The 21,386-nt window shown below is 68.1% G+C and carries 22 protein-coding genes, 1 tRNA gene and 1 pseudogene; 18 read left to right on the forward strand and 6 right to left on the reverse strand.

From position 1 onward, the window contains the following. Window positions 1-213: 213 nt before the first annotated feature. Window positions 214-3,078, forward strand: coding sequence for a TonB-dependent receptor plug domain-containing protein (locus ABE487_RS02225; protein ID WP_346450773.1), 2,865 nt, complete (start codon window positions 214-216; stop codon window positions 3,076-3,078). 370 nt (window positions 3,079-3,448) lie between these two features. Here the strand turns inward: ABE487_RS02225 and ABE487_RS02230 are convergent, their stop codons facing one another. Further along, window positions 3,449-3,943, reverse strand: a complete 495-nt coding sequence (locus tag ABE487_RS02230) for a hypothetical protein (protein ID WP_346450775.1) — start codon at window positions 3,941-3,943, stop codon at window positions 3,449-3,451. 9 nt (window positions 3,944-3,952) lie between these two features. Next, on the reverse strand, window positions 3,953-4,849 hold the full coding sequence (locus ABE487_RS02235) for a phosphoribosylaminoimidazolesuccinocarboxamide synthase (protein ID WP_346450776.1): 897 nt from the start codon (window positions 4,847-4,849) through the stop codon (window positions 3,953-3,955). A gap of 116 nt (window positions 4,850-4,965) precedes the next feature. Here ABE487_RS02235 and ABE487_RS02240 point away from each other — a divergent pair, with 116 nt between their 5' ends. The 10 genes and pseudogenes from ABE487_RS02240 (at window position 4,966) to ABE487_RS02285 (ending at window position 13,918) form a co-directional block, all read left to right on the forward strand. Next, on the forward strand, window positions 4,966-5,310 hold the full coding sequence (locus tag ABE487_RS02240; protein ID WP_346441717.1) for a DnaJ domain-containing protein: 345 nt from the start codon (window positions 4,966-4,968) through the stop codon (window positions 5,308-5,310). A 166-nt stretch (window positions 5,311-5,476) separates the two neighbouring features. Continuing rightward, window positions 5,477-6,160, forward strand: coding sequence for a ribulose-phosphate 3-epimerase (gene rpe / locus ABE487_RS02245; RefSeq protein ID WP_346450777.1), 684 nt, complete (start codon window positions 5,477-5,479; stop codon window positions 6,158-6,160). A 5-nt stretch (window positions 6,161-6,165) separates the two neighbouring features. Next, window positions 6,166-6,642: a ribonuclease E activity regulator RraA gene (rraA, locus tag ABE487_RS02250; RefSeq protein ID WP_346450845.1), complete on the forward strand. Its 477-nt coding sequence runs from the start codon at window positions 6,166-6,168 to the stop codon at window positions 6,640-6,642. A 230-nt stretch (window positions 6,643-6,872) separates the two neighbouring features. Further along, entirely contained in the window at window positions 6,873-7,820 is a 948-nt protein-coding gene (gene yegS / locus ABE487_RS02255; protein WP_346441715.1) for a lipid kinase YegS, read from the forward strand. A gap of 282 nt (window positions 7,821-8,102) precedes the next feature. Beyond that, a complete protein-coding gene (trpE, locus tag ABE487_RS02260; protein ID WP_346441714.1) occupies window positions 8,103-9,587 on the forward strand; it encodes an anthranilate synthase component I in 1,485 nt (494 codons plus the stop codon). Window positions 9,588-9,627: 40 nt separating this feature from the next. Next, window positions 9,628-10,407 (forward strand): SIMPL domain-containing protein, encoded by a 780-nt coding sequence (locus tag ABE487_RS02265; RefSeq protein WP_346450779.1) that lies wholly within the window; start codon window positions 9,628-9,630, stop codon window positions 10,405-10,407. 3 nt (window positions 10,408-10,410) lie between these two features. Beyond that, entirely contained in the window at window positions 10,411-10,989 is a 579-nt protein-coding gene (locus ABE487_RS02270; RefSeq protein ID WP_346441712.1) for an aminodeoxychorismate/anthranilate synthase component II, read from the forward strand. 108 nt (window positions 10,990-11,097) lie between these two features. After that, the gene (gene trpD, locus ABE487_RS02275; protein WP_346441711.1) at window positions 11,098-12,135 is read left to right on the forward strand and encodes an anthranilate phosphoribosyltransferase; all 1,038 of its coding nucleotides are present in this window, start codon (window positions 11,098-11,100) and stop codon (window positions 12,133-12,135) included. Between the two features lie 79 nt (window positions 12,136-12,214). Further along, window positions 12,215-12,976, forward strand: a pseudogene (gene trpC, locus ABE487_RS02280) (indole-3-glycerol phosphate synthase TrpC); the annotation flags it as partial. A gap of 252 nt (window positions 12,977-13,228) precedes the next feature. After that, a complete protein-coding gene (locus ABE487_RS02285) occupies window positions 13,229-13,918 on the forward strand; it encodes a haloacid dehalogenase-like hydrolase (RefSeq protein WP_346450847.1) in 690 nt (229 codons plus the stop codon). Here the strand turns inward: ABE487_RS02285 and ABE487_RS02290 are convergent. The 3 genes from ABE487_RS02290 to crp all read right to left on the reverse strand — a co-directional run bounded on the left by ABE487_RS02290 (window position 13,904) and on the right by crp (window position 15,832). Beyond that, on the reverse strand, window positions 13,904-14,656 hold the full coding sequence (locus tag ABE487_RS02290) for a sulfite exporter TauE/SafE family protein (RefSeq protein ID WP_346441710.1): 753 nt from the start codon (window positions 14,654-14,656) through the stop codon (window positions 13,904-13,906). The two genes, ABE487_RS02285 and ABE487_RS02290, sit on opposite strands and share 15 nt — an antisense overlap. Window positions 14,657-14,717: 61 nt before the next feature. Beyond that, complete coding sequence (locus ABE487_RS02295) at window positions 14,718-15,191, reverse strand: GNAT family N-acetyltransferase (protein ID WP_346447396.1); 474 nt, start codon at window positions 15,189-15,191, stop codon at window positions 14,718-14,720. Between the two features lie 5 nt (window positions 15,192-15,196). After that, complete coding sequence (crp, locus tag ABE487_RS02300; protein WP_346441880.1) at window positions 15,197-15,832, reverse strand: cAMP-activated global transcriptional regulator CRP; 636 nt, start codon at window positions 15,830-15,832, stop codon at window positions 15,197-15,199. Between the two features lie 189 nt (window positions 15,833-16,021). Here crp and speD point away from each other — a divergent pair, with 189 nt between their 5' ends. Further along, window positions 16,022-16,813 (forward strand): adenosylmethionine decarboxylase, encoded by a 792-nt coding sequence (gene speD, locus ABE487_RS02305; protein ID WP_183427679.1) that lies wholly within the window; start codon window positions 16,022-16,024, stop codon window positions 16,811-16,813. Window positions 16,814-16,979: 166 nt separating this feature from the next. On the opposite strand, the gene coq7 is transcribed toward speD, so the two are convergent. Further along, window positions 16,980-17,627 carry a 2-polyprenyl-3-methyl-6-methoxy-1,4-benzoquinone monooxygenase gene (gene coq7 / locus ABE487_RS02310; RefSeq protein ID WP_346441708.1) on the reverse strand — a complete coding sequence of 216 codons (648 nt, stop codon included), beginning with the start codon at window positions 17,625-17,627 and terminating at the stop codon, window positions 16,980-16,982. 204 nt (window positions 17,628-17,831) lie between these two features. Between coq7 and rplM the strand changes: the two genes are divergently transcribed. From rplM to maiA, 6 genes are all read left to right on the forward strand, one after another. Next, the gene (rplM, locus tag ABE487_RS02315; protein ID WP_183427677.1) at window positions 17,832-18,260 is read left to right on the forward strand and encodes a 50S ribosomal protein L13; all 429 of its coding nucleotides are present in this window, start codon (window positions 17,832-17,834) and stop codon (window positions 18,258-18,260) included. Window positions 18,261-18,263: 3 nt separating this feature from the next. Further along, window positions 18,264-18,656, forward strand: coding sequence for a 30S ribosomal protein S9 (gene rpsI, locus ABE487_RS02320; protein WP_346441707.1), 393 nt, complete (start codon window positions 18,264-18,266; stop codon window positions 18,654-18,656). A gap of 90 nt (window positions 18,657-18,746) precedes the next feature. Beyond that, window positions 18,747-18,821 (forward strand) — tRNA-Gln (locus ABE487_RS02325). A 104-nt stretch (window positions 18,822-18,925) separates the two neighbouring features. Continuing rightward, window positions 18,926-19,660 (forward strand): 2OG-Fe dioxygenase family protein, encoded by a 735-nt coding sequence (locus ABE487_RS02330; RefSeq protein ID WP_346450781.1) that lies wholly within the window; start codon window positions 18,926-18,928, stop codon window positions 19,658-19,660. A gap of 58 nt (window positions 19,661-19,718) precedes the next feature. Beyond that, entirely contained in the window at window positions 19,719-20,723 is a 1,005-nt protein-coding gene (locus ABE487_RS02335) for a fumarylacetoacetate hydrolase family protein (protein WP_346441705.1), read from the forward strand. Then, window positions 20,720-21,379, forward strand: a complete 660-nt coding sequence (gene maiA / locus ABE487_RS02340; RefSeq protein WP_346450783.1) for a maleylacetoacetate isomerase — start codon at window positions 20,720-20,722, stop codon at window positions 21,377-21,379. Before ABE487_RS02335 ends, maiA begins: the two co-directional genes overlap by 4 nt. Window positions 21,380-21,386: the final 7 nt, after the last annotated feature.

The following is a 21,386-nucleotide window of genomic DNA, read 5'->3' on the forward strand; positions in this document are numbered from 1 at the left end:
AGCGCGTTGACCGCGACCAAGAGCGTTGCGTTGATTATTGTGCGGCGCGTCATAATTCGCCAGATTGCGCAAAGGCACTGTCTTGCCAGGGCAATATTGATGGTAGTTTCGGCAATGGCGGCATTGGGCCGCCAATCGCGAGGGGCCTGTCAAGGACGCACCGGGGGGGGCTCCATCGTCCGACCACGTATCACTCGAATGGGGATAAACGAGATGTCGAATCGCGCCGTTTCCGCGCGTCGCCACCGTCTTTCGGTGGCGCTCGCAAGTGCAGTGTGCTGTGCAACCAGCATGTCAGCGACCGCTCAAGACACCACATCCGCTCCAGCCACCTCCCCCGCCACGCTGGACGCGGTGATCGTGACTGGTACGCGCATCCGTAGCCAGACGATGACCGCCGCCAGCCCGGTCGCCGAGATCCAAGCCGAGGAGTTCCGCTACACCGGCGCGACGAAAGTCGAGGACCTCGTCAATCAGTATCCGCAACTGGGGTTCACGAGCGGCTTCGACAACTTCCAGAACAACCCGTCTCAGGGCTACGCGACCGCGTCACTGCGTGATCTTGGCGCGCAGCGCACCTTGTCGCTGGTGAACGGTCGCCGCATTCCGAAGGGGCTGGGAGAGACGCCGGATCTGAGCATCATTCCCTCGGCCCTTGTGCGTCGCGTCGATGTCCTTTCGGGAGGCGCATCCGCCGTTTACGGCTCCGACGCGGTCGCAGGCGTGGTCAATTTCGTGCTCGACGACGATTTCGAGGGCGTCAACGTCAACGTGGGGTATTCGGCGTTCCAGCACAAGAACGAGAACCACTACATGCGTGGCCTCATGGACAAGGTGGGATACGACTATCCGACCGGGGGCTCTGGGTTCGACGGTATCTCGCAGAACATCGACCTGTCGATTGGTGGGCGCTTCGGCGAAGGCGGTCATGCGATCGCCTGGGCGACCTGGCGGGAGAACAAGGCGCTGCTCCAGGGCGACCGGGATTACTCGTCCTGCGCTTTGAACGATGCGGGCACGGCCTGCGGTGGTTCGAGCGGTGCCGATCCAGCGAACTTTACCGTGCTCGCGCCATCGCTTCCTGGAGGCAATACCCAGGCCCACCTCGGGCCGGACAGTGTCTGGACACCCGGATTCGGGGCGCTCTACAACTACGCGCCAGTGAATTACTACCAGCGCCCGGATACACGGTATACGGCCGGTACACGCATCAAGTACCAGATCAACGAGCACGTGCAGCCATACTTGGAAGCGATGTTCGTCAACCGTCGAAGCGCCACTCAGATAGCGCCGAGCGGCACATTCAACACGGATGTCGACGTTGCTTGCGATAACGGAATCATCGGCACGTTGTGCAGTGATCTGGGCATCACCGATGATGCGATCACCGTGCTGGTCAACAAGCGCAACGTGGAGGGTGGTCCACGCGCGACCAACCAGGAAACGACGAGCTATCGCATCACCGCGGGCCTGGGTGGCGCGATCAACGAAGACTGGACCTACGATGCATCGTTTACCTACAACCGAAGCTCGGTGAAGGACGAAAGCGTCAACGACTTTGTCACCGACCGCGTACGGTCCGCTTTGCTCGGCTGTCCGCCCGGCTCATTCAGCGGCTGCACGTTCTACAACGTGTGGCAGGACGCGGTTACCAAGGAGGCGGCGGAAGCGCTTCAGGGCGTCGGCCTCGTCAACTACGTGACCTCAATGAAGGTCTTCAACGCCTACGCGTCCGGAAGCCTTGGGGTCGGCCTACCGTGGGCGAATCAGCCGATCAGCTTGGTGCTGGGCTACGAGCGCCGGCAGGAAACGTACGAACGCACGCCCGATTCCAATATGGCCACCAACAACTTCACCGGCCTCGGAGGGCCTACCACAGCGGTGGCCGGCGACCTGACTGTCGACGAATTCTTTCTGGAAAGCGCGTTGCCTTTGCTCTCGGACGCAGGTTCGCTCGACGGCCTCGATCTGGAGTTGGGCTATCGCTACTCCGACTACAGCACGTCCGGTGGCGTGAACACCTGGAAGGCCGGCCTGGGCGCAAAGTTCGCCGATGGTCGCTTCCTGTTGCGCACGGGCTGGAATCGGGCGATCCGGGCTGCCGGCATCACCGAGCTCTACGAAAACCAGAGTATCGGTCTTTGGGGTGGATCGGACCCCTGCGCAGGATCGGCGCCCACCTGGACCGCCGAACAATGCGCGCTGACAGGGGTGGCGCCGAGTCAGTACGGTTTCGTGCCGGACAATCCCGCAGGCCAGTACAACCTCCTTGGAGGCGGCAGTCTCAATCTTGATCCTGAGACCGCGGATACATGGACAATCGGGTTTGCTGCAGCGCCTATCGAGGGTCTGAACTTGAGCCTCGATTACTATCGGATCGAGCTCAAGGACGCAATCACGAGCATCGGACCTTCGGTCATTCTGGACCTGTGCGCGCGTGGGCAGTCCGAGATGTGCGGGCTCGTTCGTCGCAATCCGAGGACCGGTGATCTGTGGTTGGGCAGCGATCCCGAAAGCTCGGGATTGGTCGTCGATACCCTGGGCAATTTCGGCAGTTTTGACTTCAGCGGTATCGATCTCACGGCGTCCTACGCTTGGCCGGTCGGCCCCGGGCGGCTGACCACCTCGCTGGTCGGTACCTACCTGCTGGAGCAGACCAAGCAGCCGGTCGCCGAGGACGCGTCCACTGCCTACGACTGCGCCGGCCGGGTCAACGAGGCCTGCAATGCGCCCGAATGGCGCCATGTGGCCAGCGCCCGGTATGCGTTCGACCGCTATGGCGTGGGTCTGCGCTGGCGCTATGTCGGGGGGTTGGACTACGTCAATAACGACGGGACGCCGGGAACCACCGATAAGCTTCTGGTCAATCGTGGCAACCGGGTGGGCAGCTACAACTACATCGATCTGAGCGGATCGGTGGAGCTGTGGGACGTCGCGACGTGGACCGTAGGCGTCAACAACGTGTTCGACAAGGAGCCGCCGCTGGTCGGAGGTACCTTGGTGTTGAATGGCAATTCGCTCGGAGGCTACGACCAGGCGGGACGCTTCTTCTTCACCAGCCTGAGCTTCCGTTTCTAGTCGACCGGGGCGGCGGCGGGCAAGACGCCTGCCGTCGCCCCCTCGGACGACGGACGCGGCGAGACATGGGGTGGACGCAGTACGGGCCGCGCTGGGCATGGCCGGCGCGTGCGCTGCGGCCATGAGGCCAGGGCCAGGCGCTTGAGCGCCTGGCATCAGTGCATGGCTGTTTCGGCGCGCGGGTCGAGTCGAATCGGCGATCGAGAGGCATCCGCACGGCGTCCGGATCGACGCAGGCGCACGACTTCGTTGCCCGCCGTCGCGGGTGTTGGATCCAGCATGAGCGCCTGCTTCGAGGCTTTTCGGGCATCAAGCCTCTGTCGGTGCTGCCTGCGGCGCGCTCAGCGCGGCGCGATTCAGCCCATCGACGTCAACGCAATCGGCGGGCGCGAAGCGAGACGCCGGCCGGGGTGCGCAGCATGTAGCCGCCCATCGCACCTCTTCTAATCGACACCGCTTCGCCCGGCGTCAACGGGCCGCGTGCGGTGACTTCGATCAGTGTCCAGACTTGGCCGTTGTCGAGGGCGACCGTTCGTCGGTCCCCCAGGTCGTCCACCGCTACCACACGCGCCTCGATCCGGTCCGACATCGAGTCACGCTCGCGAGGCGGCAGTGGCAGACCGAAGGCCTCGCCATGCAGGGCCTCCGCTGGGGCGGCGCCGAAGACCGGTGGGAAGGCTCGGTCATAGCATGCCAGCCGTGCGACCGCGTCGGCGAGATGGCTGCAGCTCAAATCCGGTTGCGGCGACGAGGTGGCCGGGCCAGCAGCAGCGGCCGCTGTGCCACAGAGCGAGAGCAGCCAACCGGCCGCCAGGACATCGGCACGCATGATTCTCCGCTTCCGCTTGGGAGAAGCATCGAGCATAGCGCGCCGTCAGTCGAAGGCGATGTCTGCCAACCGCTGCAGGGCCTCGGCATATCGCGCATGGGTGCGCGCGATGACCTCGGCCGGCAGGCGCGGACCCGGCGCGGTCTTGTCCCAGTCCAGCGTTTCCAGATAATCGCGCACGATCTGCTTGTCGTAGCTCGGCGGGCTGGTGCCAACCTGGTACTCGTCCGCCGGCCAGTAGCGCGACGAGTCCGGGGTCAGCATCTCGTCCATCACATACAGGCGGCCATCGGCATCGGTGCCGAACTCGAACTTGGTGTCGGCCAGGATGATGCCGCGCTCGGCGGCGTGGACGGCGGCATGCGCGTACAGGCGCAGTGTCGCGTCGCGGACCTGCTCGGCAAGATCGGCACCGATGTGGCGCACCATCGTGTCGAAGTCGATGTTCTCGTCGTGGTCGCCGACTGCGGCCTTGGTCGACGGGGTGAAGATCGGCTGCGGCAGCTGTTCGGCCTGGCGCAGGCCGCCCGGCAGCGCGATGCCGCTGACCCGGCCGGTGCGCTGATAGTCCTTCCAGCCGCTGCCGATCAGGTAGCCGCGGGCGATCGCCTCGACCGGCACCGGCTTGAGCTTTTTCGTCACGACCGCGCGCTGTGCGTAGAGCGCCGGATCGACGCCGGTGGGCAGCACGCTGGCCACGTCGATGTCGGTCAGGTGATTGGGCATCAGCGCCGCGGTCTGTTCGAACCAGAAGTTGCTGATCTGGCACAGCATCTCGCCCTTGCCGGGGATCGGGTCGGGCAGCACGACGTCGAACGCGCTCAGGCGGTCGGTGGCGACGATCAGCAGCCGCTCCTCGCCGAGCTCGAACACGTCGCGGACCTTGCCGCGGTGGCGCAGGTGGAGGCCGGGCAGGTTCGCTTCGAGCAGGGTCGTCGACACAGAGGTGGTCCGGGTTGCGTCGCAAAACGGTCGGCAAGTGTAGTGCGAACGCGGTCGCGGTGCAGGGGGGGGCATCGCGACCGCCTGGGCGGCGGCGAACCGCTACACTGCCGGCCATGCAACGCTGGTACGGAAAACTGCTGGGCTTCATCGCCGGATGGCTGCTGCTGCGCCACCCTGCGGGCGGTGTGATCGGGCTGGTGATCGGGCATGCGTTCGACGCCGGCTGGCTGGCGCCTCGCCGGCAGAAGGATCATGCGGTGTTCGGCCTGGCCCCGGATGCGACCCAGGCCCAGATCGACCAGGCCTATCGTCGGCTGATCTCCCAGTACCACCCCGACCGCGTGGCCGGCGCCGCGCCGGAGTTGCGCGCCCAGGCCGAGGCGCGCGCCGCCGAGCTCAATGCCGCCTACGACCGGCTGCGCCGCGGCCGCGACGGCCGCAAGCGCCCCCGGCGCTGAGGCGCGCGGCGCCCACGCAGCATCGGTGCGCGATGGCCGCGCCGTCCACAGTGCGGCCTTCGAGCCGGACGCAGGCGCCCGGCAAGCAGTCGGGCCGGGTGCGCGGCCGCGTAGAATGGCGGTCTGCGGCGCTCGCCGCGCCCTCCCGCCGCCCCCGGAGCCGTCCATGCAGCCCGCCGTCATCGCGCCCTCGATCCTGTCCGCCAACTTCGCACGGCTCGGCGAGGAGGTCGACGCCGTACTGGCTGCCGGTGCCGACTGGGTGCACTTCGACGTGATGGACAACCATTACGTGCCGAACCTGACCATCGGGCCGCTGGTGTGCGAGGCGCTGCGCAAGCACGGCGTGACCGCGCCGATCGATGTGCACCTGATGGTCGAGCCGGTCGACCGCATCGTGCCGGACTTCGCCCGCGCCGGCGCGACGCTGATCAGCTTCCATCCCGAGGCCAGCCGCCATGTGCACCGGACGATCCAATTGATCCGCGCCGAGGGCTGCCAGGCCGGCCTGGTGCTGAATCCGGCGACGCCGGTCGAGGTGCTCGACTACGTGCTCGAGGATCTGGACATGGTGCTGCTGATGTCGGTCAATCCGGGCTTCGGCGGTCAGGCGTTCATTCCCTCGACGCTCGACAAGCTGCGCCGCGTGCGCGAGCGCATCGATGCCACCGGCAAGGCGATCCGGCTGGAGATCGACGGCGGCGTCAAGCCCGACAACATCGGCCAGATCGCGGCGGCCGGCGCCGACACCTTCGTTGCCGGTTCTGCGATTTTCGGCAAGCCCGACTACCGCGCTGTGGTCGACGCGATGCGCGTGGAGATCGCACGCGCGACCACGATGCGCGCGTGAACGACGTGATCTCTACCTGCGACCTGTGCGATGCGCACCCCGACGCGGTGCGCGTGCTCGATCTCCCTCTGCGGGATTTCGGTGGACGCCGCGCGTTCGCCGGCATCGTCAGCACGGTGCGCGCGTTGGAAGACAACTCGCGGGTGAAAGAGGCGGTCGCCGAACCGGGCGAGGGGCGCGTGCTGGTGATCGACGGCGGCGGTTCGACCCGCCGCTCGATGCTCGGCGACCTGCTGGCCGCGCAGGCGGTCGCCAATGGCTGGGCCGGCGTGATCGTGCATGGCGCGATCCGCGACAGCGCGGTGATCGCAGGCATGGATCTCGGCGTCAAGGCGCTGAGCACCGTGCCGCTGAAGACCGATCGCCGGGATCAGGGCCTGCGCGATGTGCCGGTGACCTTTGGTGGCGTGACCCTTGTGGCGGGCGAGTGGCTCGCCGCGGACGCCGATGGCGTGATCGTCGCCGCGCAGCCACTGCTGTAGGCGGGGTCCATCGCCATCACCACAGAAGAAGGCCGCATCCTGCGATGCGGCCCTCCGGAAGATTGGAGGCTGATCCTGCCTCCGCCCGTCGTCCCTGCGATGGCCTCCCATGGTCCGGGCGCTCGATGACAGCGTCATGACGGCGCACGGACAAACAGCGTGAGGGACGTTTAACAGCGCAGCCCGCGTACTCCGCTACGCTGCGCCACCTCTCCTTCGTCCCGTGCCCCATGCCTGCTCCGTCCTGGTGTCTGATCCTCAACGGCAAATCGGCGGGGGTGGAGGCGGTGCGCGAGGCGGTCGCGGCGATGCGCGCCCGCGGCATCGCGCTGGCCGTCCGGGTGACCTGGGAGGCGGGCGACGCCGCGCGCTTCGTCGACGAAGCGCTGGTCAGCGGTGTGGAGACGCTGGTGGTGGGCGGCGGCGATGGCACGCTCAATGCGGTGGTCTCCGCGCTCGCCGCGCGCCCGGAAGCGGCCGACGCGCTGCCGTCGCTGGGGGTGCTGCCGCTGGGCACCGCCAACGACTTCGCGACCGCAGCGCAACTTCCGATCGACCCGCACGACGCCCTCTCCCTGGTCGCCGAACTGGCGCCGCGTCCGGTCGACGTGCTCCGGGTTGCGGCCGACGACGCCGTGCTGTGGTGCGCGAACCTGGCCTCGGGAGGCTTCGGCACGCAGGTGACGGTCGACACGCGCGACGCCCTCAAGCGTGTACTCGGCGGACTGGCCTACTTCGTGACCGGACTGTCGCGGCTGGGGCGGATCGAGCCGATCCAGGCGCGGGTCCGCGGCCCCGAGTTCGCCTGGGACGGCGGGCTGGTCGCACTGGGCATCGGCAATGGCCGTCAGGCTGGTGGCGGGCAGGCGCTGTGTCCCGATGCCTGGATCGACGACGGCATGATCGATCTGACGATCGTGCCCGAGTTCGAAGGCGAGGTCGTCGCGGCCTTGCGCACCGCGCTGGTCGAGGGCAAGGTCGCCGCGCTCGACCAGGTCGCGGTGCGTCGCCGGCTTCCTCGACTGGTCGTCGAGGCCGACGCGCCGATGGCGTTGAACCTCGATGGCGAGCCGGTTCAGGCCGCTCGCTTCGATATCCAGTGCGTGCCCGCGCGCCTGCGGATGCATCTTCCGGCCGATTGCGCGTTGCTGTCGAAGACGCCCGCCGCCGCGCGCTGACCGCTTGCACGGGGCGGCACTGTGGGCCGTTCGACCAGGACGTCCCACGCCCCCAGCTGCTCGCTGGCCGCCTCCAGCACGGTGGTTGTCGCTGCGCACCGCGGACGTGCCGCCATCGTCGTCGCGATCTCGCCGGACGGTCGCGCAATCGCCGGTGAGCCGCTAAAGTAGCCGCCATGCGCGCGCCTTCGCCCCTGCATTTCCGTTCCGCCGGCTCCAGCTGGCGATGGTGGCCTTCGGCTGCACTCGCCCCTGCCTGCCTGCTTTGCAAGGAAATGCCGCGTGATCTCGCAACACGACTTCCAGCGCTACGCCACTGACGGCCACACCCGCATCCCCGTGGTGCGCGAGGTGCTGTCCGATCTCGACACTCCGCTTTCGGTCTACCTCAAACTCGCCGACGGTCCGCACACCTACCTGTTCGAATCGGTGGAGGGCGGTGAACGCTTCGGCCGCCATTCGATCATCGGCCTGCCGGCTGCCCGGGTGTACGCCTTCCATGGCCACAGGCTGACGATCAGCGAGCACGGCGAGACCATCGAGACGCGCGAGGTCGCAGATCCGTTCGCCGAGGTCGAGCGCCTGCGCGCCGAGCACTCGGTTCCGCGAGTCGAGGGCCTACCGGGCTTTGCCGGCGGCCTGGTCGGCTGGTTCGGATTCGAATGCATCGAGTACATCGAGCCGCGCCTGCGCGATGCGGCGAGGACGGATGTGCGCGACGAACTGGGCACGCCGGACATCCTGCTGATGCTCAGCACCGAGGTCGCGGTGTTCGATAACCTCAAGGGCCGGCTGTATCTGATCGTGCATGCCGATCCGCGCGAGCCGCAGGCCTGGGCGCGCGCCAATCGCCGGCTCGATGCGTTGAGTCACCGGCTGCGCCAGGGCGGGGCCGGCTACCCGGAGACGCTGCAGCCGGCGGCGCTGGACGAGTCGGACTTCGTGTCCGGCTTCACCCGCGAGGGCTTCATCGACGCGGTGGCCCGGGTCAAGGACTACATCGCGGCCGGTGACGCCTTTCAGGTCGTGCTGTCGCAGCGCATGTCGGTGCCGTTCCAGGCGCGTCCGGTGGATGTCTACCGGGCGTTGCGGGCACTCAATCCATCGCCGTACATGTATTTCCTCGATGTCGGCGGCACCCAGGTCGTCGGCTCGTCGCCGGAGATCCTCGTGCGGCTGCAGGACGGCGAGGTCACCGTGCGGCCGATCGCCGGCACACGGCCGCGGGGCAGGACCGCGGAGGAGGACGCAGCGCTCGAGGTCGAACTGCTGGCCGATCCGAAGGAGCGGGCCGAGCACCTGATGCTGATCGACCTGGGCCGCAACGATGTCGGCCATGTGTCCGACGCGGGCACGGTCGAGGTCGGCGAGCGCTTCGTGATCGAGCGCTACAGCCACGTCATGCACATCGTCAGCGAGGTCACCGGGCGGCTGCAGGCCGGGCTGACCTATGCCGACGTGCTGCGTGCGACGTTCCCTGCGGGCACCGTCAGCGGCGCGCCGAAGGTCCGCGCACTGGAGATCATCCGCAGTCTCGAGCCGGTCAAGCGCAACGTTTACTCCGGCGCGGTCGGTTGGCTCGGCTGGCATGGCGACGCCGATACCGCGATCGCGATCCGCACCGCGGTGATCCAGGGCGGTCGCCTGTACGTGCAGGCGGGCGCGGGCATCGTGTACGACTCCGACCCCGACATGGAATGGGCCGAGACGATGAACAAAGGCCGCGCGCTGTTCCGCGCGGTGGCGCAAGCGGCGAAGGGGCTGTGAGCCGCCATACCGGTTTCGATCAGGGATCAGGGAGACGACGATGAAAGGATGTTTGGTTCGCGGATGTGCCGGTCTGCTGCTGGCTCTGTGCGCGCCGTGGGCGACGGCGCAGGTCAATGCGCTGCCGTCGCTGCCGCACCTGCTGGTCAAAGGCGATGCGACACGCGACGTAGTGCCGGACCGCTTCACGGTTTCGATCACGTTGAGTGCGCTGGACATGCAGCCGGAAGTCGCACGCGACCGTGTGCAGACGCATCTGGGCGCGCTGCTGACCGCGTTGAAGTCGGGCGGCGCGATCGCCGAATCGATCGACGCCAGCACGTTCTCGGTGCAGCCCGAGCACGACTACGAATCCCAGAGGCGGGTGTATCGCGGTATCCGCGCGACGCGCGCGTTGCGGGTGACGTTTCCCGACGCGGAGGCTACGCGCGCGTTTCTCGCGAAGCTGCCTGCCGGTGAAGACGTGCAGTTGGGCGGTATCGAGCCGACGTTCTCCGGTGAAGCCGCGCTGCGCGGTGAACTGAAGGCCGAGGCCATACGCCAGACTCGTGACACTGCGGCGCTGTTGGCGACGAGCTACGGCGCGCGTCTCGGTCCGCTGTACAGCGTGTCCGACGTGGCCCCGAGCTTCGCTTACGGCATCCAGGCCGGCCAATGGCCATCGACACGCGGCGGCACACCTCCGCCGCCTGCGGCGAGTCCCGCTGCCGCGTTCGAGCGCATCCAGGTCACCGGCAACCGAATCACGCCCGAAAGCCTCGCGGTCGGCACCGTCACCATCGCCGAACACCTTTACGCCATCTTCCTGCTCGCGGATTGACCCATGCTGTTGATGCTCGACAACTACGACAGCTTCACCTGGAATCTCGTGCAGTACCTGCAGGCGCTTGGCGCCGAGGTCCGCGTTGAGCGCAACGATGCATTGACGGTCGAGCAGATCGAGCGGCTCGCACCGGAGCGGATCGTGATTTCGCCTGGTCCGTGCACGCCGAACGAAGCGGGCGTGTCGTTGGCGGTGATCGAGCGCCTGGGGGCGACGGTGCCGATTCTGGGTGTGTGCCTGGGCCATCAGGCACTGGGCCAGGCCTACGGCGGCCGCGTGGTCCGCGCCGGCCGGATCATGCACGGCAAGACCTCGCCGATCCGACACGAAGGCCGCGGCGTGTTCGCCGGACTGCCCGATGGCTTCGATGCCACGCGCTACCACTCGCTGGTCGTCGAGCGCGCATCGCTGCCCGATTGCCTGGAGGTCACTGCCTGGACCGAGCATGACGACGGCACAGTGGAAGAAATCATGGGCCTGCGCCATCGCACGCATCCGGTCGAGGGCGTGCAGTTCCACCCCGAGTCGATCCTCACCGAACACGGCCATGCCCTGCTGAAGAACTTTCTGGCGCGCTGAGCGGGCGCCGGAAGAGCGCGGATTCCAACGCGCCCTCCGATTGCGGGGCACCGTACCCGGATCGGCGACAATCTGAAGCGTCAGCCTGTGCCAGGAGTCCGCGTCGCGATGCCCATCACCCCCCACGAAGCCCTGCAACGCACGATCGAGCATCGCGAGATCTTCCGCGACGAAATGGTCGAGCTGATGCGCCAGATCATGCGCGGCGAGGTTTCGCCGCTGATGACCGCGGCAATCCTGTCCGGCCTGCGAGTCAAGAAGGAGACCGTCGACGAGATCGCGGGGGCGGCGCAGGTCATGCGCGAGTTCGCGCTTCCGGTACCGGTCGCCGAGGACGACCGCGTGCAACTGGTCGACATCGTCGGCACCGGCGGCGACGGCGCGCACACGTTCAACATCTCCACGGCGAGCATGTTCGTGGTCGCCGCGGCCGGGGCCAAGGTCGCCAAGCACGGCAACCGCAGCGTGTCGTCGAAATCCGGCAGCGCCGACGTGCTCGAGGCGCTGGGCGCGCGTATCGACCTGCAGCCCGAGGCGGTCGCCGATTGCATCGCGCGCACCGGGATCGGCTTCATGTTCGCGCCGGTGCACCACCCGGCCATGCAGGTCGTCGCCCCGGTACGCCGCGAGATGGGCGTGCGCACGATCTTCAACATCCTCGGCCCGCTGACCAACCCGGCCGGCGCGCCGAACATCCTGATGGGGGTGTTCCATCCCGACCTGGTCGGCATCCAGGTCCGCGTGCTGCGGGAGCTGGGCGCCGAGCGCGCGCTGGTGGTCTGGGGCCGCGACGGCATGGACGAGATCTCGCTGGGTGCCGGCACCCTGGTCGGCGAATTGCGCGACGGGCAGGTGCACGAGTACGAGATCCATCCCGAGGATTTCGGCATCGCGATGGCGGCCAGCCGCAACCTGCGTGTCGCCGACGCCGCCGAATCGAAGACGCTGCTGCTCGCCGCACTCGACGACACGCCAGGGCTGGCCCGCGATATCGTCTGTCTCAACGCCGGCGCGGCGCTGTATGTCGCCGGCGTAGCCGATTCGATCGCCGAGGGTGTCGTGCGCGCACGCAACGCGATCGCCGACGGTGGCGCGCGCGCGCGGCTCGACGCGTTCGTCATGGCGACCGGCGGTCGTCCGCATTGATCGAGGCCGGCGCCGGGCGGTGGTGGCGTCACCTGGGGTATCTTGGGCGGCCCTGTCCGTCCGCCGCGGTTCTACGATCTTGAACGACGTCCTGCAGCGCATCGTCGCGCGCAAACACGAAGAAGTCGCCGCTCGCCGCGCCGCCTGCCCGCTGGCGGAGATCGCCGCGCGCGCGGCCGATGCCGGCCCGGTCCGCGGCTTCGCCGCGGCGATCGAGGCCAGAATCGCCGCAGGCGATGCGGCGGTGATCGCCGAGGTCAAGAAGGCCAGCCCGTCGAAGGGGGTGATCCGGCCGGACTTTCGCCCGGCCGACATCGCCCGCAGCTACGCAGCCGGCGGCGCGGCCTGCCTGTCGGTGCTGACCGACATCGACTTCTTCCAGGGCGCCGACGACTACCTGGTGCAGGCGCGCGACGCCTGCACGCTGCCGGTGCTGCGCAAGGATTTCATCGTCGACCCCTGGCAGGTCCACGAATCGCGCGCGCTCGGCGCCGACTGCATCCTGCTGATCGTCGCCGCGCTCGATGACCGCCAACTGGTCGAGTTGGCCGGGCTGGCGATGTCGATGGACCTCGACGTGCTGGTCGAGGTGCACGACATCGACGAGCTCGAACGCGCGCTGCAGGTGCCGTCGCCGCTGCTGGGCATCAACAACCGCAGTCTGCGCAGCTTCGAGGTCTCGCTCGACACCACGCTGTCGTTGCGGGGCGCGGTACCGCGCGATCGGCGTCTGGTCACCGAGAGCGGCATCCATACGTCCGACGACGTCGCGCGGATGCGCGACGCGGGCATCGACGCCTTCCTGGTCGGCGAAGCCTTCATGCGCGCGCCCGATCCGGGCGCCGCACTCGCTGCCTTGTTCTCGCCGGCCCTGCCGGCGCCGGAGGTCATCGCCCCCCCTCCGCAGGCCCCCGACGATACCGATCGGCCGCGTGCGCCACTGACCCCGGTGATTGTCGCGGCCACCGATCCGTCCCAGGCTTCGGCCGGAGCCGCGCCGGCCAGCGCGCCGACGCTGGCGGGGCTGTTGGCGCCGGCGGCCGCGGCCGGCGAGTCCGGCGCGGAGGCCGCGGCCGTCGCCACGCCGCGCACCGTGGTCTTCGATTTCGACCACACCCTCTACGACGGCGATTCGGGGACGCACCTGTTCGGCTGGCTGATCCGCCGCAGCCTCTGGCGCACGGCGCTGGCGCTGCTGGCCACGCCGCTGCTCGGGCCGATGATCGCCTGCCTGCCGACCCGCCGGTACGGCATTTCCGGCTACGCGTGGATCGCCACCGTCGGCCTGAACAGCCGCGGGTCGCTGGATCGTCTGATCGATCTCTACGTCGCCCGTCACGCCGACCAGATCCGCCCGCGGCTGCTGCCGGTGGCACTCGACGTGCTGCACGGCCACCGCGAGGCTGGCGATCGCGTGGTCGTGGCGACCGGTGCGCCGCCCGAACTGGCGCGCGCGATCCTGGCCTTCGTCGCCCACGAGACCGTGCCGGTGATCGGCACCGCGGTCGGGCCCAAGCTCGGCGCGGTCGTGGCCACACGCCACTGTCATGCCGAGGAGAAGATGCGCATGCTGCGCGAGCGCGGCTATGGCGACATCGACATCGCCTATTCCGATTCGAGTGCGGACCTGCCGCTGCTCAAGGCCGCGGCGACGCCGGTGGTGGTCAATCCGAAGGCGGGGGCGGTGGCGATGTTCCGGCGCGTGTTGCCGGCAGGCACGCCCATCCTCAACTGGGGCTGCCGCGACCGCGCGGGAACACCGGCAGGCTCAGCCGGGCAGTAGCGACCGGCCGATCTGGTAGAGGCTGATCGCCATCACCAGCACGCCCACCGCCAGCAGTACCCAGCGCTCGCGGACGTGGCGCACGAACAGCGCCGCCAGCGGCGCGGCGATCATCCCGCCGACCAGCAGACCGAGCACCACGTCCAAGTGCTGCAGACCGATCGTCAGGAAGAACGTGATCGAGATCGACAGCGTGACCAGGAACTCGGCGGCGTTGACGGTGCCGATCGTCGTGCGCGCCGTGCCGCCGCGCGCGAGCAGGGTCGAGGTCGCGACCGGGCCCCAGCCGCCGCCGCCGGTGGCGTCGAGCAGACCGGCCACGAAGCCGAGCAACGGGACCCGCTGCACCTCGCGCCGGGGCAGCATCCGGCCGGCTGCACGCAGCAGGATCAGCACCGAGAGCACCAGCAGGTAGGCATAGATGAACGGGCGGACCACGTCGCCGGGCAATTGGGTCAGCACATAGGCGCCAAGTACGCCGCCGACCATGCCCGGGATCGCCAGACGGAAGAACAGGCGCCGGTCGACGTTGCGCATCGCCAGGTGGGACACGCCCGAGGCGCCGGTGGTGAACACTTCGGCGGTGTGTACGCTGGCGCTCACCGCCGCAGGCGGCACGCCCATGCTCAGCAGCACCGACGAGGACACCAGGCCGAACGCCATGCCCAGCGCGCCGTCGATCAGCTGCGCGGCCAGGCCGACCAGCACGAAGAACAGGAATTGGTCGCCGAGCGTCATGTGCGGTCCGTTGCGATGGTCGGCCACAGCATACGGCGCCCGAGGGGCGCGCTGTCAGGGGTCAGGCGTCGCCGAGCCGCTTGATGAAGCGCAGGGTGCCGTCGGAGAAGCCGCAGGCCCGGTAGAACGCGTGCGCATCGGCGCGCTGCGAGCCGCTGGTCAGTTCGAGCCGCGCCGCACCGGCGAAACGCGCCCGGCGCTCGGCTTCCTTCAGTAGCTGGCGGCCCAGCCCCTGACCCTTCGCGGTATCGGTGACCACCAGCGCGGTGATCCTGCAGGTGGTGGTGCCCAGGGGCAGGTAGTACATGAAATCCAGCGCGACCAGCCCGCAGACCCGACCGCCGCTGCGCGCGACCACCAGCGCCTGGCGGTCATTGGCGGTGACGGCCAGGATGCGCTCGCGCGCTTCGTCGACGCCGCAGGGATAGCCCAGCTCCGAGAGCAGGGCGGCGACGTCATCGGCGTCGATGGCCGACGCGCTGCGCAGATCGGCGTCGGGCAGATCGCCCCGAGGTGCGAAATGTCCGCTGCTCATGGCTGCTATCGGGTTCCGAACAGCACGATGGTCTTGCCGCGGGCGGTCAGCTTGCCGTCGGCCTGGAGTTTCTTGAGCACCCGGCCGGCCATCTCGCGCGAGCAGCCGACCAGCCGCGCCAACTCCTGCCGGGAGATCCGCAACTGGGTGCCCTGCGGGTGGCTCATCGCGTCCGGCTCCCGGGTCAGGTCGTGGAGCGTGCGCACGATGCGATCGGTGACGTCGAGGAACGCCAGCCGGCCGGCCTTGCGGCTGGTGTCGAGCAGCCGGCGCGAGAGCTGGGCGCCGATCGCATGCATGATCGAGGTCGCGTCGCCCGCCAGCGTGGTCTCGAACAGCTGATAGAGCCGCTCGTAGCTGATCTCGGCCAACTCGCACTGGGTCCGGGTGCGCAGGATGACCTCGCGTACGTCCGATTCGATGAACAGGCCCATCTCGCCGACCATCTCCCCCGGCCCGAAGTACCCCAGCACCAGCTCCCGGCCGTCGTCCTCCTCGGTGATGATGCTGACCGAGCCGCTGACCACGTAGTACAGCGTGCCCGCCGGATCGCCGGGGCGGAACACTTCGCTGCGCGGCGGATAACGGCGGCGGTGGCAGTGGGCGAGGAAGCGTTCGATGGCCGCCGCCGACGGTGACATCGGGTGCGGCGTGCGGACATGGGAATTGATCAGGGCCACGGGATCGGGGGGCATGAGGCATCGCAGCGGGGAATGCCGAAGAGTAGGCGGTCGGCCCGCCGGGGGCAAACTGCTTTGCGCCGAGGTCGCGAGTGGGCCCCGGTTTGCCGCATAATCGCCGTTTCGCCCAACCCCCGAGGGTCGACCGCTGTGGTCAAACCGCTCCCGCGCCTGAAGCTCCAGGGTTTCAACAACCTGACCAAGGCCCTGTCGTTCAACATCTACGACGTGTGCTACGCCTCGTCCGAGGACGAGCGCCAGCGCTATATCGCCTACATCGACGAGGTCTACAACGCCGACCGGCTGACGCAGATCCTGACCGATGTCGCGGAGATCATCGGCGCGAATATCCTTCACGTCGCTCGCCAGGACTACGAGCCCCAGGGCGCGTCGGTGACGATCCTGATCTCCGAAGAGCCGGTGATCGACCGCAAGGACGCCAAGGGCGTGATCTCCGACGCGGTGGTCGCGCACCTGGACAAGTCGCACATCACCGTCCACACCTATCCCGAGACCCATCCCGACAACGGCATCGCGACCTTCCGCGCCGACATCGATGTGGCGACGTGTGGCGTGATCTCGCCGCTCAAGGCGCTCAACTACCTGATCGAGAGCCTCGAGTCGGACATCGTGGTCATGGACTACCGCGTGCGCGGCTTCACCCGCGACGTGAAGGGCAAGAAGCACTACATCGACCACAAGATCAACTCGATCCAGGACTACCTGGCCAAGAACATCAAGTCGCGCTACGACGCGCTCGATGTGAATGTCTACCAGGAGAACATCTTCCACACGAAGATGCACCTCAAGGACTTCGACCTGGACCAGTACCTGTTCGAGGAGAAGGCGCGCAACCTTTCATTCAAGGACCGGATGAAGATCGAGGCGCGCCTCAAGCGCGAGATCGAGGAGCTCTATCACGGGCGCAACCTCGTCGACTGACGCAGACGCCGCGATCGGCAACGCGTGATTCGAAGCAGCGGCCTCGCATGATGCGGGGCCGTTTCCGTCTGGAGGGCGCGGCGATCGGATTCGCCCCAGACCTGCGCGTTGCGGACTGCCGCGTCGCAGCGCAACGCGGGTCACGCGTCGCGTCGCAGCGCTGACGCTACAGCCGGTACGCCACCGTTTTCATCACCGACGAGGCGGCCGACATCAGCGAGGGGATCGGCCAGGGCAGTACGCGGGCACCGGCCAATTCGGCCTGGTCGGCGTGCCGGGCTTCGTCCTCCTTCATCTGGCGCAGGATGTCGCGGCTGCGCGCGTCGGCCGGCGGCAACGTTTCGAGGTGCTCGTCCAGATGCGCCTCGACCTGGCGTTCGGTCTCGACCACGAAGCCGAGGTTCCAGCCATCGCCGCGCAACCCCGCGAGCACGCCCAGCGCGTAGCTGCTGCCGTACCACAGCGGGTTGAACATGCTCGGTCGGCTGTCGAGTTCGTGCAGGCGCTGCGCGCACCAGGCCAGGTGATCGGTCTCTTCCTGGGCGGCCTCGAGCAGATGGTGGCGGGTGTCGGGCTCCCGCGCGACCGCGGCCTGCCCAAAGTACAGGCCCTGGGCGCAGACTTCACCGACATGGTTGATGCGCATCAGCCCGGCCGCGTGGCGGCGCTCGTGCGGGTCGAGCACGACGTCAGGGGTGCCGGCGGCCGGATTGGGCCGGGCGGCGGGCGGGTTGCCGAAGACCGTCTCCAGCGCGCGCTGGGTCTCGACCAGGACCTGGTCGAGCGGGCCGAACCTTGTTCGGGACGATGACATCGCGGGGCTCCAGGTGTCCGGGGGCGGCTCATTGTCGGCGGTGCGGACAGACGATGCCAGCGCGGCCCACGCGCTTGGTTGCGCGCGGTGACCGGCCGCGCTATCATCCCGCCTCTTTGCTGCACCGTACACAACGCGAGGCGAAGTTCCGCCGGCCACCGGCGCAATCAGCCCGACCAGTCACCGACCGAGTACCAACCCGTCATGAAGACTTTCACCGCCAAGTCCGAGACCGTCCAGCGCGACTGGTATCTCGTCGACGCCACCGGCAAGACGCTGGGCCGCCTGAGCGCGGAAATCGCCCACCGCCTGCGCGGCAAGCACAAGCCCGTCTACACCCCGCACGTCGATACCGGCGACTATATCGTCGTGATCAACGCCGAGAAGATCGCGGTGACCGGCAAGAAGATGACCGACAAGCTCTATCACCGTTTCACGGGCTACATCGGCAACCTCAAGACCGAATCGCTGGGCCAGGCGCTCGAGCGCCACCCCGAACGCGTGATCGAGATCGCCGTCAAGGGCATGCTGCCGAAGAACACGCTCGGCCGTGCCATGTACCGCAAGCTCAAGGTGTACAAGGGTGCCGAGCATCCGCACGCCGCCCAGCAGCCGCAGCCCCTGGAACTCTAAGTCATGGCTATCACCCAGAATTACGGCACCGGCCGTCGCAAGTCCTCTGTCGCCCGCGTGTTCCTGCGCAAGGGCAGCGGCAAGATCACCGTCAACGACCGTCCGCTCGACGAGTTCTTCGGCCGCGAGACTGCGCGCATGATCGTGCGTCAGCCGCTCGAGCTGACCCAGAACACCGAGACCTTCGACGTCGTCGTCACCGCGACCGGCGGCGGCACCACCGGTCAGGCCGGTGCGATCCGCCTGGGCATCGCGCGCGCGCTGGTCGAGTACGACGAGACCTTGAAGACCGAGCTGCGCAGGGCCGGGTTCATGACCCGCGACGCGCGCGAAGTCGAGCGCAAGAAGGTCGGTCTGCACAAGGCACGCCGCGCCACGCAGTTCTCCAAGCGCTGATCGCGCTGGTTCGGATCCACGCGCGATGCGTGGATCCGGCATCGCTGGGACTTGCGATTTTTTGCGGTTTCAGCGGTACAATAGCGTCATAGCCCCGTCGCCAAGCGGTAAGGCACCTGACTCTGACTCAGGCATTCGGTGGTTCGAATCCATCCGGGGCTGCCATCTACGAAAAGCCCGCCGCAAGGCGGGCTTTTTTTGCGTCGAGATTCGTGCCGCCATCAAGCGTGTCTCGCCCGCAGGCAGGTCCCACGCCCTAGAATCTGCCGATGTCCAGCCCTCTTCCTCCGCTGTCCGACGCCGCAAGTGCGGTCGCCGATCTCAAGATCCACGGTTTCGCGGTGCTGGCGCCCGACGCGCTGTCGGCGCTGTGCGATGTCGCGGTCGCCGATCTCCAGGCGTTGCGACCGGACTGGGATGGATTGCCACCCGACGGGTATCTGCGCGATGGCGGGCGCTATCGCCGGCGCCGCCATGCCTGCTACGTGCAGCACGGCGACCAACTCGTCCCGGCGGCGCGGCGCGCGCACTGGCAGTCGGAGGATTACAACGCGTTGCACGGCGGCATGCACCGCTGGTTCGAGCCGGTCTGCGCGACGACGGCTGCGGCACCGGCCTGGGCCTCGCTGATCGCCGGGCTGGGGGCGGTGTTCGGGCAGGTGCGCGCGCATCAGCCCTGGTACGTGGAGGCGCACCAGTTCCGCATCGACACCACCGACGGCATTGGACGGCCGACACCGGAAGGCGCGCATCGCGACGGTGTGGATTTCGTCGCTGTGCTGCTCGTCGCGCGCGAGGGCATCAAGGGCGGCGAAACCCGTGTCTTCGATGCTGACGGCCCCCGAGGTCAGCGCTTCACGCTGACCCGGCCCTGGTCGGTGTTGCTGCTCGACGACCACCGCGTCATCCACGAATCGACGCCGATCCAGCCGATCGACGACGCAGGCCATCGCGATACCTTGGTGCTCACCTATCGCAGCGGCGCGTTCCAGGGCGAGGACTGATCGCGGGCCGGCACTTGGTTACAATCGCAACGAATAGCCGACGCCAACCGGAGTTGCCATGAAGCTGGGTTCACTGAAGGAGGGCGGCCGCGACGGCACCCTGATCGTCGTCTCGCGCGACCTGGCCACGGCCGTGCGCGCGACTGGCGTGGCGGCCACGCTGCAGCAGGCGCTCGACGACTGGTCGAACGCGGCGCCCCGGCTCAATGCGCTCTACGAATCGCTCAATGCCGGCGATGCCGACGGCGTCTTCGACCTGGATGTCGGCCGACTCGCCGCACCGCTGCCGCGCGCCTACGAGTTCGTCGACGGCAGCGCCTACCTGCCGCACGTCGAGCGGGTACGGCGCGCGCGCGGCGCCGAGGTGCCCGAGAGCTTCTATACCGATCCGCTGATGTACCAGGCGACCAGCGCCGGGTTCTACGGCCCGCGCGACACGGTCAAGGTGGCCAGCGAGGACTACGGCATCGACCTGGAAGCGGAGATCGTCGTGGTCACCGACGATGTGCCGATGGCCGCGACGCCGGCGCAGGCGGCCGGCCATATCCAGCTCGTCGGCCTGGTCAACGACGTCAGCCTGCGCAACCTGATCCCGGGCGAACTCGGCAAAGGCTTCGGCTTCCTGCAGTCCAAGCCGAGGTCGGCGCTGAGCCCGGTGTTCGTAACGCCGGACGAACTGGGCGACGCCTGGCGCGACCACAAGCTGCACCTGCCGCTGGTGACCCACGTCAACGGCGAATGGTTCGGGGCGCCGGAGGCGGGCGTGGACATGCAGTTCGACTTTGCGCACCTAGTGGCCCACGCCGCCAGGACGCGGCCGCTGACCGCGGGCACGATCGTCGGTTCGGGCACCATCGCCAACGCCGACACCGGCAAGGGGGCCTCGTGCTTCGCCGAGCGTCGCGTCGTGGAAACCCTCGAGCATGGCGCGCCGAAGACGCCGTTCCTGTCGTTCGGCGACACGGTGCGCATCGAGATGCTCGATGCGTCGGGGGCGAGCATCTTCGGTGCGATCGAGCAGGTGGTCGAGCGCTACGTGCCCGACCCGGACGCTGACGCGTGACCGACGCCGCGCTGACGCTGTACGGCTATTGGCGTTCGAGCGCTGCGTACCGCGTGCGCATTGCGCTGCATCTCAAAGCACTGGCATTCGCATCGGAGCCGGTGCATCTGCTGCGTGACGGCGGCGAGCAACGCGCACCCGCGCATGCGGCGCGCAATCCCCAGCGTCTTGTGCCGGTGTTGCGGCATGGCGAGCGGATGCTGACCCAGTCGCTGGCGATCATCGAGTACCTCGACGAGGTCTTCCCGTCGTTGCCGTTGCTGCCGGCCGATCCGGTCGCGCGCCATCGCGCGCGTGCGCTGGCGCAACTGGTGGCCTGCGACATCCATCCCCTCGGCAATCTGCGCGTGTTGCAGTTCCTGGAGCGCGAGTGGGGCATCGATCCGGTAGCGCGCACGCGCTGGATCGAGCGCTGGGTCGCTGACGGGCTCTCGGCGTTCGAGACCCTGCTCGGCGAGGCACCCGAAGCGGGCAGGTTCTGCGTCGGCGATGCGCCCGGGCTCGCCGATTGCGCACTGGTCCCGCAGCTCTACAACGCTCGCCGCTTCGGCATCGATCTTGCGCCGTATCCGCACATCCTCGCGATCGAATCGGCCTGCCTGGCGATGCCGGCATTCACCGCGGCCCGGCCCGAAGCCCAGCCCGACGCCGCCTAGAGGCCGC

This window comes from Luteimonas sp. TWI596 (assembly GCF_039674105.1).
Lineage (GTDB): Bacteria > Pseudomonadota > Gammaproteobacteria > Xanthomonadales > Xanthomonadaceae > Luteimonas.